15 protein-coding genes are annotated in these 14,380 nt (G+C 61.2%); 4 read left to right on the top strand and 11 right to left on the bottom strand.

What is annotated here, in order from left to right; genetic code table 11:
• Positions 1-109 precede the first annotated feature (109 nt).
• The 4 genes from ACN50D_RS02380 to ACN50D_RS02365 all read right to left on the bottom strand — a co-directional run bounded on the left by ACN50D_RS02380 (position 110) and on the right by ACN50D_RS02365 (position 3,918).
• Positions 110-469, bottom strand: coding sequence for a histone-like nucleoid-structuring protein Lsr2 (locus tag ACN50D_RS02380; protein WP_003942721.1), 360 nt, complete (start codon positions 467-469; stop codon positions 110-112).
• 460 nt (positions 470-929) lie between these two features.
• Positions 930-2,057, bottom strand: coding sequence for a DNA-processing protein DprA (gene dprA, locus ACN50D_RS02375; RefSeq protein ID WP_007734867.1), 1,128 nt, complete (start codon positions 2,055-2,057; stop codon positions 930-932).
• Positions 2,054-3,562 carry a YifB family Mg chelatase-like AAA ATPase gene (locus tag ACN50D_RS02370; protein ID WP_019747979.1) on the bottom strand — a complete coding sequence of 503 codons (1,509 nt, stop codon included), beginning with the start codon at positions 3,560-3,562 and terminating at the stop codon, positions 2,054-2,056. Before ACN50D_RS02370 ends, dprA begins: the two co-directional genes overlap by 4 nt.
• Positions 3,562-3,918 (bottom strand): YraN family protein, encoded by a 357-nt coding sequence (locus ACN50D_RS02365; RefSeq protein WP_037130401.1) that lies wholly within the window; start codon positions 3,916-3,918, stop codon positions 3,562-3,564. The genes ACN50D_RS02370 and ACN50D_RS02365 overlap by 1 nt, the downstream gene beginning before the upstream one ends.
• A 266-nt stretch (positions 3,919-4,184) precedes the next feature.
• Here ACN50D_RS02365 and ACN50D_RS02360 point away from each other — a divergent pair, with 266 nt between their 5' ends.
• A complete protein-coding gene (locus tag ACN50D_RS02360) occupies positions 4,185-4,919 on the top strand; it encodes a hypothetical protein (RefSeq protein ID WP_165638297.1) in 735 nt (244 codons plus the stop codon).
• 115 nt (positions 4,920-5,034) lie between these two features.
• Here ACN50D_RS02360 and ACN50D_RS02355 read toward each other — a convergent pair whose 3' ends face one another.
• Positions 5,035-5,841: a helix-turn-helix transcriptional regulator gene (locus tag ACN50D_RS02355; protein ID WP_211920369.1), complete on the bottom strand. Its 807-nt coding sequence runs from the start codon at positions 5,839-5,841 to the stop codon at positions 5,035-5,037.
• A 143-nt stretch (positions 5,842-5,984) separates the two neighbouring features.
• Here ACN50D_RS02355 and ACN50D_RS02350 point away from each other — a divergent pair, with 143 nt between their 5' ends.
• The 3 genes from ACN50D_RS02350 (at position 5,985) to ACN50D_RS02340 (ending at position 8,571) form a co-directional block, all read left to right on the top strand.
• Positions 5,985-6,992 (top strand): iron-siderophore ABC transporter substrate-binding protein, encoded by a 1,008-nt coding sequence (locus tag ACN50D_RS02350; RefSeq protein WP_249342671.1) that lies wholly within the window; start codon positions 5,985-5,987, stop codon positions 6,990-6,992.
• Positions 6,993-7,073: 81 nt separating this feature from the next.
• Positions 7,074-7,292, top strand: coding sequence for a hypothetical protein (locus ACN50D_RS02345; protein ID WP_003942716.1), 219 nt, complete (start codon positions 7,074-7,076; stop codon positions 7,290-7,292).
• 97 nt (positions 7,293-7,389) lie between these two features.
• A complete protein-coding gene (locus tag ACN50D_RS02340; protein WP_211920373.1) occupies positions 7,390-8,571 on the top strand; it encodes an RtcB family protein in 1,182 nt (393 codons plus the stop codon).
• Between the two features lie 84 nt (positions 8,572-8,655).
• Here ACN50D_RS02340 and ACN50D_RS02335 read toward each other — a convergent pair whose 3' ends face one another.
• The 6 genes from ACN50D_RS02335 to ACN50D_RS02310 form a co-directional block, all read right to left on the bottom strand.
• The gene (locus ACN50D_RS02335; protein ID WP_003942715.1) at positions 8,656-8,961 is read right to left on the bottom strand and encodes a DUF2469 domain-containing protein; all 306 of its coding nucleotides are present in this window, start codon (positions 8,959-8,961) and stop codon (positions 8,656-8,658) included.
• Positions 8,962-8,998: 37 nt separating this feature from the next.
• Complete coding sequence (locus ACN50D_RS02330) at positions 8,999-9,679, bottom strand: ribonuclease HII (protein ID WP_211920375.1); 681 nt, start codon at positions 9,677-9,679, stop codon at positions 8,999-9,001.
• Positions 9,680-9,729: 50 nt separating this feature from the next.
• Positions 9,730-10,533 (bottom strand): signal peptidase I, encoded by an 804-nt coding sequence (lepB, locus tag ACN50D_RS02325; protein ID WP_003942787.1) that lies wholly within the window; start codon positions 10,531-10,533, stop codon positions 9,730-9,732.
• 55 nt (positions 10,534-10,588) lie between these two features.
• Positions 10,589-10,930, bottom strand: coding sequence for a 50S ribosomal protein L19 (gene rplS, locus ACN50D_RS02320; RefSeq protein WP_003942791.1), 342 nt, complete (start codon positions 10,928-10,930; stop codon positions 10,589-10,591).
• Positions 10,931-11,019: 89 nt separating this feature from the next.
• The gene (locus tag ACN50D_RS02315; RefSeq protein WP_003942742.1) at positions 11,020-11,907 is read right to left on the bottom strand and encodes a hypothetical protein; all 888 of its coding nucleotides are present in this window, start codon (positions 11,905-11,907) and stop codon (positions 11,020-11,022) included.
• Positions 11,908-12,011: 104 nt separating this feature from the next.
• On the bottom strand, positions 12,012-14,351 hold the full coding sequence (locus tag ACN50D_RS02310) for a Tex family protein (RefSeq protein ID WP_003942690.1): 2,340 nt from the start codon (positions 14,349-14,351) through the stop codon (positions 12,012-12,014).
• Positions 14,352-14,380: the final 29 nt, after the last annotated feature.

Raw genomic sequence — 14,380 nt, 5'->3', positions numbered from 1 at the left:
ACGGACGACCTGTCGGACAAAGCTGTCCGAGAACTCGGCAAAGCAACAGTAAAATACACCTCTGGCTCCCGGCGAGTTCGCCGAGAGCCAGAGGTGTATTTAATTCAATCTAGTGTGCAGCGTCGAAAGCGTCGATGATTTCCGCTTTGATACGCCCACGCGGAGCAACTTCGTAACCGTTCTTACCTGCCCAGTCACGGATGGCCTGGAGCGTCTCCTTGGAGCGTCCGGAACCTGATGTGGCCTGCGGAGATGCAGCCTGAGCCTTCTTGCCGCGCTTCCCGCTCACCTTCGCAGCAGCCTCCACGAACGGCTTCACCGCAGCGTCGAACTTCTCTGCATTGGTGGCGCGCAGATCGATCACGTAATCCGTTCCCTGGTAAGAGAACTCAATTCGATCACCGAATCCATCGTCAATCGGCTTACCATCAAGGTCGTCGATGAGTTGCCGAATCAGCTTCTCAGCCATTGCACTCCTCTTTCAATGATCGATTCAATTCTCCTTCACAATACACAGATAGAGCGTTGATGAACAAAAGAAGTTCGAAAGCCTTCACCGTTTCCGAACAGACTCAATGGTCCGAATTAGCAGCGGGTTAGCGGCATTGCCTCGACCGAACACGACCCTGAAAATTCTGCACATTCATCCCTCGGATGCCGGGTGTCAATCAATGCCCGCCGTCATCGTGATCCAGACTAATCGGACTTCCACGCACATTGACCTGAGGCTTTCCTGAGACCCGTCGAACTTGCAGGTCGGGTCGGCGAAAGCATCGAGAATTACATTGCACACAGTCGAGCAAATTCGTGAAAAATAGCCCTGACGTGCCATTTTCGATGCGCTGCGGGTATTGACGATTCACGGTCTTCACAAACGATTAGTGAGCATCGCCACGCATGGTCTGACGGGCGCAGAAGTAGTTCACGTACTACCGCGTCCGAAACCAACCACTGGAATCAGAACTTGCAAATCCCTCCAGTTCGAGCAGAGGAAGAGTGGCACGAACCTGAGCTATGAGCAATCCCGATTCCTCGGACAACTCACGCGTACTGCGAGACCCCGTTCCCGGCAATGCTTCGTATACCAATCGAGAATTGCCTCGCAATGCGTCGATGTCACGCGTCGCGGCCGCATCCTCCGCGGAATCCCCGACACCAAATGGGCCTGACGCTTCGACTACATCCACGGCATTGGAAACGAGTTGCGCTTCACCTTCGCGGATCATCCGGTGACATCCGGTCGACGATGCCGAGGTAACCGGTCCGGGCACCGCCATCACGGGACGGCCTAACTTCCGAGCCCAATTGGCGGTATTGCGTGCACCACTGCGCCAACCCGCCTCGACCACCACTACTCCGTCCGACAACGCAGCTACCAGTCGATTCCTTGCCAGAAACCGGAACTTTGCAGGTGTTGTGCCCGGTGGATATTCACTTATCACTGCACCCGAACTCGCTATCTGTTTGAGTAGTCGCGCATGCCCTGACGGATACGCTCGATCCACGCCACAGGCCAAGACAGCCAGTGTGGTTCCACCTACGCCCAATGCAGCGCGGTGCGCGGCCCCGTCGATACCGAAGGCCGCCCCGGAAATCACGGTCCATCCGTCGACAGCCAGGTCACCGGCAATCTCTGCCGTCACGTGTTCGCCGTACGCAGTAGATGCTCGCGTGCCGACAATCCCAACCGACCTCTCGGTCAGATCAACCAAATCCCCGGACCCCAACACCCACAACACAAATGGCGCCGTCTCACCCCCGGAGGCATCGAGTCCGTCGAAGGAAAGCATTCGCCACGCCGGCCAATCGGCGCAGTTCGGTGTTACGAGCCTGCCACCCATCGCCTCCATCAGGTCGAGGTCTCGTTGGGCTGTGTCGATGTGAGCGCGGGCTCGTGTCTTCTCCTCGATCGCGGGTGGCAGATCGCCGTTGCGGACCGCCCTCGCAGTTTCTTCGACCCCGAGCTCGTCGATCAACATGGACATATACGCGCTTGGGCCCTGCACGACGCGGGACAGATATGCCCAAGCGAGTAGTCGCGGATCGTGCGCAGTCATTGGAATCCCCTGTCTCGGAAGTCGAGTGCGGTGACAACTTGGTCTGGTCCGGGCATCGCCTCACCTGCCAGATCGGCGACACTCCAGGCAACCCGCAACGCTCGGTCCGCCCCACGAGCAGTGATGACACCTTTGCGCAGCGCCCGTTCCACCGGCGCCAGCGCCGCACGCGAGAGTCTGAACTTCTGTCTCAACGCCGGCCCTGGTACTTCCGCGTTGGTCCGCCACCCGTACTCACTCCACCGCTGGGCTGCAGTGTCTCGAGCCGCCGCCACGCGCGCACGAACATCGCCGGTACTTTCCCCTACTTCGTCGATCAGCGCTCCGGTTGCAACGGCCTGCATCCGGACCCTGATGTCGACTCGGTCCAAGAGCGGGCCGGACAATTTCCCCAGGTAACGGCGACGCGCCGCGGGTGCGCAGACGCAGTCCGCGTCTCGCGGCGGCGCGCATGGGCAGGGATTGGCGGCCAGGATCAGCTGGAACCGCGCCGGGTACCGCGCAACTCCGTCCCGCCGGGCGATTCGTACTTCCCCGTCTTCGAGTGGTGTGCGTAGCGCTTCGAGCACCTTCACCCCGATCTCGGCACATTCGTCGAGAAACAGCACGCCGCGATGGGCGCGGCTGACCGCACCAGGACGAGCCATCCCACTACCACCACCCACCAGCGAACTGACCGACGAACTGTGATGCGGCGCAATGAAAGGCGGCATATCTATCAACGGCCGATCCTCCGGCAACACCCCCGCCACCGAATGAATCGCCGTCACCTCCAACGACTCCCCCTCCGTCAACGGCGGAAGAATCCCCGGAAGCCTCTGCGCCAACATCGTTTTCCCGATCCCCGGCGGACCCGTCAACATCAAATGATGCGCACCCGCCGCAGCAACCTCGATCGCCCACCGAGCATCCGTCTGCCCGACAACCTCACTCAAATCACGCACCGTCACCACATCCGCACGCTCGAAAACATCAGGAACAGCCAGCGCCAACTCACCACGCAACCACCCGATCACCGCAGACAGATCGTCAGCGCCCAGCACTTCGATCCCCTTCACCAGGCCCGCCTCAGCCAACGCCCGAGCTGGAACCACCACAGTCCCCCACCCCGCCCGCTTCGCCGCAAGCACCGCAGGCAACACACCACGCACCGACCGCAAACGACCGTCGAGTGCCAACTCCCCCAAAAAGACAGTCTCCCGCAACAACTTCCGCGGCAACTTCTTCGCCGCATCGAGAACCGACAACGACAAAGCCAAATCGTAAACACTGCCCACCTTCGGCAACGTCGCCGGCGACAACGCCAAAATCACCTTGCTGTCCGGCCACTCCTCACCAGAATTGGTCACCGCCGCTCGAATCCGATCACGCGACTCGTGCAACGCCGTATCCGGCAGCCCCACCAAATGCACCGCAGGCAACCCGCGCCCGATATCCGCCTCGATCTCCACGATCTGCCCGTCCACACCACTGACCGCAACAGAATGCGCCCGCCCCAACGCCATCAGAACGCATCCACAAAATGCTCGACCGAAGGCACGCCGTCGCGGCCGATCAACACGGCCACCACATCAAAACGCACCCTCGACCACGACCGACCCGAATCAGTGAGCCACTGCATCGCCAACACCCGAATCCGACGCTGCTTCGCGAACGTCACCGACTCCGCCGGACTCCCGTACCCGACACCAGAGCGAGTCTTCACCTCCACGAACACAATCCGATCACCGGACGTCGCAACAACATCCAACTCGCCGTACCGACAACGCCAATTGCGTTCGACAATCTCCAAACCCGCATCGATCAGGAACTCGACAGCCACATCCTCGCCCCGAGCCCCCAACGCCATATTCCTCGCCATCGCAGCCCCCACCACTCACACGACCGCGCGCCCGCCACATACGAAGCGCGTCCCAACCACCACCCTCAACCCACCACCACAAAACCAAGCCATCCGAAAACAACCTGTTCACAACTCGGAACCTGTGGAATTCGGCAGCGCGACACACCAACGGCGACCCGAAACCTGACAATTTTCTGAAATCAGCCACATCTTGGACGAAAGTCCAGTAGAACTAGTTACAGTTTTGCTCAAACCGTCACGCACCCCGCTGAATGGAGTTCTACATGGCCCGCCGCTCACTTCGCCACGCAGTAGCAACCACTACATCCCTCGTTCTCATCGCCGCCGGCGTCACTGTTGGACTTGGAGCCTCGGTGGCGCAAGCAGCACCGGCATGCGCGCTCAACCAGTCGGTCACCGACAGTTGGGCCGGTTCCCTCGGGACGCCGTACACCGTCAGCAAGGAAGTTGTCGGCGACGGCAAGGTCGCCCCGGGACAGACGGTCACCTACCTGACAAAGGTTTCCGGTTCGGGAGCACTCGTCAATCAGATCCGCGATTTCCACCCGGCTGGATTCCAGCTGGTCAAGGCTCGCCTGAACGTCAAATGGCTTATCGGCGACCAGAAGTGGGACGACGTCACCAAGACCGTCGTCGTCGGCAACAACTCCGTGGTGGCAAAGGGCGGCGGATGGACCACTGCGGGTGGCGGCGTCATCGCTTTGGAAACCACCTACAAAGTTCCCGATAACGCAGTTGTAGGCACGCAGCTCGACAGCGGCGCCGGCACCAACATTGTGCTGGCGGCGGGCGACTGGAACATCAATCCGATGGGCGTCTGCGTCACCATCCGGCAGCCGAACCCCGTCGAGGCCGGCGCCGGAAGCCTCGAAGACATGGGCTTCGGCTCACTCAACTCCGGATCGGGCCAGGTATTCGGCTCCCTGACCGACCCGCAGGGGTCGATGACCAATGTCATCAGCGGCGTCTTGGGCAATGTGCTCGGCAACATGAGCTGACTCAGTTCAGATTAGTAAATCGGCCGGGCTACCAGCAGATGCTGGTAGCCCGGCCCATTTCTACGTTGCCGAACAAGGCTTTGCCGTCAACCGAGTTCAAGAAATCATCAGCAAATCACCGCGTCAGCTTTCCGCCGTATCGGGCCGGCGTAGTACCGAAGGTTTCCCGAAATGCGGCGATGAACCCGCTACTGGTTCGGCAACCCACCTGCGGGGCAACGTCGTTGACACCCTCACCCCGCGCGAGCATCTCGAGTGACGCATACATTCGGGCGCGAGTCCTCCACTGTCCGAAGGTAATCCCGGTATCGGCGACAAAGGCACGCATCAAGGTCTTGGAACTGACCCCGAGTTCGCCCGCCCACTCCTCCAGCGTCCGTGAGTCTGCCGGATCGGCAAGGATGCGGGCAGAAACCGAACTCGCCGCAGCATTGCGAGGAACCGCGAGGACGTCGTGCCGTTCGGGCGCGGCAGCAAGAATATCGTAGAGCAACTCCTGACTCATCAACCGCCGAGCATCGTCGATGGTCCGATCTGCGAGATGGCGCAGCAATTGAGCGGACAGAGCATCGACTTCGAGAACCAGTGGCTGAGTCCACCTGGGCCCGCCAGGGCGTAGATCCGGACGCGCATAGGCCGCAATCATGCACCCCTCCGTCAGAAGTGTCATGTCGTGGAGAACGGTGCCCGGCAACCAGACCAAGTGCTCGCTGTGCAGGTGCCACACGTTGCCTCCGGTAGCGATCCGCATCGTCCCTTCACTCATCCAGGCGATCTGATGCTCGGGGTGTCGATGAGCTCCGTACGCAGTCACTCCGTCGACGACGTTGGTGTAGACCTGAAAATCTTTGAATGTCCGTCCGCGACTATCGGGCAGCGCTAGCAAGGACTTTGGGCGAGTCGAGTACGCGATAGTGGACATTTTGCGTCTTTCTGGGCGTATCCGAGTCCATCCTGAAGGATGGACCGACGATCCTGCAAAGGTTAGCCTCACTTTATTGCTGACGCGACCAGTTCAGCACTTCACGCGGAACTCGATCACTTCGCCCACCACTTCGAAGGAGCATGCACGTGCCCTCACGTAGCACCCGAATCCTCGCCGCCTTATTCACGACGGCCGCGATCATCGGGTTCTCGACCGCCTGTGGAACCTCGCAAGGCGTCGACACCGCATCAGCGACCCAGAGCAACGACGCATTCCCCGTGACGATCGAGCACGCACTGGGTTCGACGACAATCGACGCCGCACCACAGCGCGTCGTCACACTCGGATACACCGATCACGAACCACTGCTTGCCCTGGGGGTTGAACCCGTCGGAATGGCCGAATGGTGGGGCTCCGGCCTGGATGAAAGCTGGCCGTGGACGAAGGACTACTGGAAGGGAATGACTCCGACCTACATCAACAGCGGCGGAGACTTCAACTTCGAGCAAATCGCCTCCCTCGCACCAGATCTGATCCTCGCGCTGTACGCCGACATCGACACGGAAACCTACAAGAAGCTGACCTCGATTGCGCCGACTGTCGCGCAGAGCAAGGACTACGACGCGTACACAACGCCGTGGACCGACATGACGCTCACCGCCGGGCGCGCCCTCGGCAAAGGACCACAAGCTCAGCAACTGATCACGGATACCGAAAACGCGTTTGCCGCCGCCCGCGCTGCACACCCGGAGTTCGCCGGGCAAACCGCAACGATCGTCAACCTCGACACTCCCGAGGGATACGTGTTCTCGTCGCACGACCCACGCGGTATTTTCCTCTCGTCACTCGGGTTCACCCTCCCCGCGACCGTCGACGCATTCGTCGGCGACCAGTTCGGCGACTGGCTGCCGAACGAGCGATACGACATCCTCGAACCCGTTGATCGTTTGATCGTGATGGCCGATCCGGGGGGAGAGAAAGCCCTCGCCGACAACACGCTCTACCAGCGACTACCCGCCGTGAAGAGCGGAAATGCAATAGTCGTGCGGTACACCGCAGATCCCCCAGTCGGCGCGGCGATGTCCGGCAACACGGTCCTGAGCATTCCGTATGCCATCGACCAACTGACAGCCACGTTGTCGAAGTAAACAACAGGGCAGGTATCGAAAATATGTTCGAATAGTGTTAGCCTCGGGGTCAGGAAGCACTCACGGACATCGAGGATCACCATGGACGAGGTACCGGACACCGCGTTAGATCTGGCTCGACTGGTCGACGAGCTGACGGTTCTCGACCAGCGACGCGTCGACATCGGCGAGAGTTTGGTTCATCTCGAGTACCTCTACTCCCAGATGGGCGCACGGCAACAAGCAGATGCTGCCCGAAAAGCCTTCCAGGAGAAGTACGTCGGACGAATCTACGAACTCGCAGACGGCCTGCGAACCTGAAAAGGGGTTGCACACAACCACTGACCGAGCGCATGGTCATTCCTGCACGACACACCGGACCGATCGGTTCGGCTGTGAACTATGTGGGAGAAATCTGATGGAGAAGATCACCAAGAGGTTGTGGAACTGGGCATCGATACTCGACGAGAACACTCGCGAGCAAGCGCTGCGTTCGTCCCAGATGCCTTTTGTCCGTCCACATCTGGCATTGATGCCGGATGCGCACCTCGGTGCGGGAGCGACGGTGGGTTCGGTCATTCCGACGGAAGGCGCAATCATGCCCGCCGCCGTCGGAGTCGATATCGGCTGCGGAATGATCGCGGTCAAAACCCAGTTCAACGCACGCGACCTTCAAGGCCGCGACCTGAGCGTACTTCGCCACAGCATCGAACGCTCCGTTCCGCTCTCGGCAGGTGTCTACAACAAGACGCTGAGCGACACGGCGCAAATCCGCATCGCAGAACTCGAGGCAATGGCGGGCGATCGCCTGGCCTTCTACGACAAGTTCAAGAACAACTGGAGGTTTCAGCTCGGAACGCTGGGCTCTGGTAACCACTTCATCGAGGTGACGCTCGACGAGAGCGACGGCGTCTGGCTGTTCCTGCACTCGGGAAGCCGCGGTATCGGAAACAAGCTCGCACAGCATCACATCAAGATCGCCAAGGACTTGTGCGAGCGGTGGTACATCAACCTTCCCGATCCGGATCTTGCCTACCTGGTCGAGAAGACACCCGAATTCGACTCGTACATCACCGATCTCAACTGGGCTCAGCACTTCGCTCTGCTCAACCGCGAAGAGATGATGGACCGCGTCGTGAAGGACTTCGCGCACTTCATGGGGGACGGCAAGCCCGCGATCATCGACGAAGTCGAGCGGATCAACTGCCACCACAACTTCACCCAGAAGGAGTTCCACATGGGCAGGGGTGTGTGGCTGAGCCGTAAGGGTGCGATCAAGGCAGACGAGGGCACGCCCGGGCTCATCCCCGGTTCGATGGGGACGGCGAGTTACGTCGTCGTCGGGAAGGGAAACGTACCGTCGTTCAAGTCCAGCCCCCACGGCGCGGGTCGGGTGTACGGACGTAACCAGGCACGCAAGACCTTCACCATCGAAGATCTCGACAAGGCAATGGTCGGCATCGAATACAAGCGTTCCGCGGCGTTCCTCGACGAGATCCCGGGTGCGTACAAGGACATCGACGTCGTGATGGACGACGCGAAGGACTTGGTCGAGATTCGACACACGCTGCGTCAGATCGTGAACGTCAAGGGCAACTGACCCCGCACAACTCCGCGAAATACGAAGTGCCCCGCCGATATCGGCGGGGCACTTCGTTGTCGAGATCAGTTTGGCAAGCGCAGATCAGTCAGGAAGGCGCAGATCCGGCTTGTCCAGCTCTTCGATGTTGACGTCCTTGAAGGTCACGACGCGTACGTATTTCACGAATCGCGCCGGGCGGTACATGTCCCACACCCAGGCGTCGGACATCCGCAGCTCGAAGTAGATCTCCCCGTCTGAATTGTGGGGCAGCAACTCGACCGTGTTGGCCAGGTAGAAACGTCGTTCGGTCTCCACGACGTAGGAGAACTGTCCGACGATGTCCCGGTATTCACGGTAGAGCGACAGCTCCATCTCGGTTTCGTACTTCTCGAGATCCTCGGCACTCATCGGTTTAGCCAGTCCTCCCAGTTCGTCTGAACGTCCATCATCCCGTACGGCCCGCGCGTTGTTCCAACCGGACTCCCGCAGCCACCACGTTGGCATAGGTCATGCGGTGCTCGGGGCACGGCCCCAGCGCGTCGAGAGCGTCCATGTGCAGTGGCGTGCTGTATCCCTTGTGAATCGCGAAGCCGTATCCCGGATGAGTGTCGTCCATCTCGGTCATCACACGATCTCGGGTCACCTTCGCGAGAACGCTCGCCGCGGCGATGCATGCAGCGGCGCCGTCACCGCCGATGACGGGTAGCGACGGAGCCGTCAGACCCGGAACCCGGAACCCGTCGGTGAGAACGTAGCCCGGTTCGAGATCGAGGCCCGCGACTGCTCGACGCATCCCCTCGATGTTGGCGACGTGGATGCCGATCTGATCGACTTCCGCAGCGGGAACAGAGATGACACTCCACGCCAACGCCAAGCGCTTGATCGCCGGGAAAAGCTCCTCGCGCGCACGTTCGGTCAGCTTCTTCGAATCGTCGAGCCGCGCGAGGGCTGCTTGCGGTTTCGGCGCCAGGACACACGCTGCAATGACAAGTGGACCAGCGCACGCTCCGCGCCCGGCCTCGTCGACGCCGGCCACCGGACCGAGTCCGGTTCGCGCCAACGCAGACTCCATCGTCCGCAGACCTACCGATCTGCGAATGACAACGCGAGGGGGCCAACTACTCACTGTCTCTGCCTACTCGGAACTACGCGAATCCATGTGTGCGGTCCGACAACTCAGTTGCCCTGAATATCAGGCGCATCGATGCCGCCCATTCGCGACGGGGGAAGGACGATGAAACGAGCTTGACCGATGATGTTGTCGATCGGGACGGTTCCCTGGAACTCGTCGTCGACGTGGTAGCGCGAGTCGGCGGAATTGCTGCGGTTGTCACCCATGACCCACACGTGGCCCTCGGGAACGGTGATCGGCCCGAAGCAGCGGCCCGACTTCAGTTCGGTGTCACACGTCTGTGTTCCCGGGGTGAACGGGAAATCCATCTTGATGTACGGCTCGTCGAGCGGCTTGCCATCGACCAGGACTCGGCCCTGATCGTCACAGCATTCGACGGTCTGGCCGCCGGTAGCGATCACTCGCTTGACCAAGTCGTTCTCGTCCGGCGGAACGAGGCCGACCCACGAACCGACCTCTTGAATGCCGCGGACGACAACGTTGTCGGACCGATTGGACACATATTTCGTGTTCCACGAATCGGGTCCCTTGAAGACGACGACGTCGCCGGGTTCCGGATCGCCGAAGCGGTATCCGATCTTCTCCACCACGATGCGGTCACCGGTACATCCCGCACAGCCGTGCAGTGTCGGTTCCATCGACTCGGATGGGATGAGAAAAACTCTGAAGACAAATGCCTGAAGGACGATGCTGAGTACCAGCGCTACGCCGATCAGAACAGGGAGTTCTCGCAGAAACGATCGCTGTTTCTTCTGCGGCCGATGTGAGGTCGGTTCCGCGGAACCGCTTGATCCCTCGTGATTCTCGGGTCCGGACGACAATGCCTGCTCCTTCGAAGAATCTGCCACAGAAACCAGATTAGCCCGACACCGCGCGTACGCGGTGCCGGGCTCATCGGAAAGATCAGCGCTTTTCCTTGATCTTCGCCTTCTTGCCACGAAGCTCACGGAGGTAGTACAGCTTGGCGCGACGGACGTCACCGCGGGTCAGAACCTCGATGGAGGCCAGCGTGGGGCTGTGAACCGGGAAGGTGCGCTCGACGCCGACGCCGAAGGAGACCTTACGGACGGTGAAGGTCTCGCGAACGCCGCCGCCCTGGCGACGAATAACGACGCCCTTGAAGACCTGCACGCGCTCCTTGGAGCCTTCGATAACCTTGACGTTCACGTTGAGCGTGTCGCCGGGACGGAACTCGGGGATGTCGTCGCGGAGCGACTTTTTGTCCAGGAAGTCCAGGGTGTTCATATGTCATCCTTGTATTTCGCAGGAGCAGAGGAACCGAGCGGCACGCGTTTCGGTCTCCCGAAACGGCGCTCGTCTGGTTCGTGCCCAGATCAAGTGCTGCTGCCTGGTCCAGGCAACCCGTCCATTGTGCCAGACGCGGATACCAGCGGGGAAATCGGTGGCGGCGGAGCTGCGTGGATGGTGTGGTCCAGTTCCTGCTCGGCCGCCGTCATCGCATGTTCGACGCTCGGCGATCCGGCAATCAGATCCTGGACGTAGATCTTGGCCCGGATGACCGGTCGCCGCCACTTCCGCTCACGCTCGAGCGCGCGGTTCATCCGTTTCGGCTTGCGCGTGTACCGCCAGCGAGCCCACGGTGCACCCGGCCGGCTCAGGCGGACCGCTCCGATTACCAGCAACGGGAAAACGAACAGACCGACGAGCCCCGTCCAGATCTTCCCCTTGAGAATCACGATGGCTGCCAAGGCGAAGTTGATCAACGCGACGAAAACGAAGACCAACTTGATCCACGGATCGCGTTCTTCACGGAATCCGGCGACGTCGAGAAGTTCGAGCGGGCGGAAACCCAGCAGCACCAGGCCGGTCACGGCGATCGCGACGAAGACCGCATCCACCGAGGTCCGACCTTGTTCGGACCAGTACACGTCCTTCAGATAGAAGATCAGTGCGAACTCGTCGAGCACCAACGCCGCACCCATACCGAAGATCGCCGCCAGGACGGCACCGGTGGTCTGCGAACCATCGACGTAGACCGCGATCAACGCACCACCGGAGATCATCATGGCGATCACACCGAACACGACGTGATGCACATGCTGGCCTCCGGGCGCGATGTTGCCCGGCCACCATTTCACTTGCGCGCGAATCATACGGACGCTGAGGCGGATGAAAAGGAAGGCGGACAGGAACCCGAGCAGGAAGAACAGCAACGGCAATCGGCCATGGGCGATGATCTCGCGCTCGAGCCACTCCCGCATCACTGTCCTCCCTTCACCGAATTCATGATCCGACCCTGATCGGATTCATACCGCCAACCGACTCGATTGTGACGATACGGACTTCGAAAACCCGGCGGACGGATTTACTTGCCGAAGCCCGCCTTGCGCAGAGCGTCGGCCATCGACCCGGCAGCAGGCGCGCGGTTGTCCGGTCGCTGCTCGCGTCCGCCCTGGCGTCCGCCATTTCCTCGTTGCTGCCCCTGCCCCTGACGCTGGCCCTGCGGCTGGCCCTGACGCTGGGGTTGCCCACCTCGCTGGCCTTCGGACTTGCGGGGCGCTCCCACCTCGTCGTCGAGACGAAGCGTCAGCCCGATGCGTTGGCGTGCCTCGTCCACTTCGAGGACCTTCACCTTGACGACGTCACCTGACTTGACGACCTCGCGTGGGTCCTTGACGAAGTTGTGTGACATCGCCGAGACGTGAACCAGACCGTCCTGATGAACTCCGATGTCGACGAAGGCACCGAAGGCTGCGACGTTGGTGACCACGCCTTCGAGGGTCATGCCGGGCTTGAGATGCGCGACCTTCTCGATACCTGCGGCAAAGGTTGCGGTCTTGAATTCGGGTCGTGGATCTCGTCCCGGCTTCTCCAACTCGGAGATGATGTCGGTGACGGTCGGTAGACCGAATCGCTCGTCGACGTAGTCGGACGCCTTGACCGATCGAAGTGCCTGCGAGTTTCCGATCACGGTGCGCACGTCCCCGCCTGCACTCGCGACGATCTTGCGAACCACCGGATATGCCTCCGGGTGGACGCTCGACGCGTCGAGAGGGTCGTCGCCGTCGGTGATCCGCAGGAAGCCTGCGCACTGCTCGAATGCCTTGGGTCCCAGGCGGGAGACATCCTTGAGACCCTTGCGGGATTTGAACGGACCGTTCTGGTCCCGATGCGCGACGATGCTCTCTGCAAGGGATCCTGCAATTCCGGACACCCGAGCAAGCAGCGGCACGGACGCGGTGTTGACGTCGACGCCGACCGAGTTGACGGCATCCTCGACGACGGCGTCGAGGGAACGCGAGAGCAGCGATTCGGTGATGTCGTGCTGGTACTGACCGACGCCGATGGACTTGGGATCGATCTTGACCAACTCCGCCAACGGATCCTGCAAGCGACGCGCAATGGACACCGCACCGCGAATCGAGACGTCGAGGTCGGGAAGTTCCTGCGACGCGTAGGCCGAAGCCGAGTACACCGATGCGCCTGCCTCGGAGACGACGATCTTGGTCAGGTTGGGCGCGCCGGTCTTCTTGATCAGTTCGGTAGCGAGCGTGTCGGTCTCGCGTGAGGCCGTGCCGTTGCCGATGGCGATCAGTTCGACGCCGTGTTCGGCGACCAGTCCGGCAAGCGTCGCGAGAGCCGCGTCCCACTTGTTCTGCGGCTGGTGCGGGTAAATCGTCTCGTAGGCAACAACTTTGCCGGTTCCGTCGACGACGGCAACCTTCGTTCCGGTGCGGAATCCGGGGTCGAGTCCCATGGTGGGTCGGGCGCCGGCGGGAGCTGCGAGGAGTAGATCCTTGAGGTTGGTGGCGAAGACGTCGACGGCGTCCTTTTCGGCCGACTGCCGCAGACGCATCCGAGTGTCGATACCGAGCGTGACGGCGAACTTCGTCTTCCACGCCCACTTGACGGTGTCGAGAAGCCACCCGTCGGCGGCCCGACCACGGTCGGCGATCTCGAACCGCGACGCGATGCGGCCTTCGTAGACCGTGCGCTCCCCCGGCGCGAGTTCTTCGGTGTCTGCCGCCATGTTGAGCGACAGCACTTCTTCCTTCTCGCCGCGCAGGACGGCGAGGATGCGGTGCGAGGGCAATTTGGAGAACGGTTCCGAGAACTCGAAGTAGTCAGCAAACTTCGAGCCATCGGTTTCCTTGCCCTTGCGGACCGAGGAGACGACCTGGCCGCGATTCCACATCAGCTCACGCAATTCACCGACCAGATCGGCGTCCTCGGCGAAGCGCTCGACGAGGATCGACCGGGCACCGTCGAGTTGCTCGTCCGAATACTGCGCGGGATCGGTGGTGGGATCTCCGATGAGAGCATCGGCGACGGGCTCGTGGCCGGCCTCGCGGGCGATCTGCGCCTTGGTGCGCCGCTTCGGCTTGAAGGGGAGGTAGATGTCCTCCAGCCGCGCTTTCGTCTCGGCCAGCATGATCTGACCGCGCAGTTGATCGTCGAGTTTGCCCTGAGAGTCGATCTCCGTGAGCACGGCGTCACGACGGTCGTCGAGCTCGCGGAGATACCGCAGCCGCTCGTCCAGGAGTCGCAGCTGGGCGTCGTCGAGCGTGCCGGTGACTTCCTTGCGGTACCGGGCGATGAAGGGCACCGTGGCTCCGCCGTCGAGAAGGTCGACTGCTGCTGCAACCTGGCCTTCGCGGACGTCGAGTTCCTCGGCAATGCGCTGGTTCACGGTCTTGAGAATCACGAGATCCGACCCTACCGCTATCCTGAGAC

It is taken from the genome of Rhodococcus sp. SB1D, assembly GCF_048573875.1.
GTDB lineage: Bacteria > Actinomycetota > Actinomycetes > Mycobacteriales > Mycobacteriaceae > Rhodococcus_F > Rhodococcus_F qingshengii.
The sequence above is the reverse complement of the archived record's forward strand: the minus strand, read 5'-3'. Positions and strand labels throughout refer to the sequence as shown.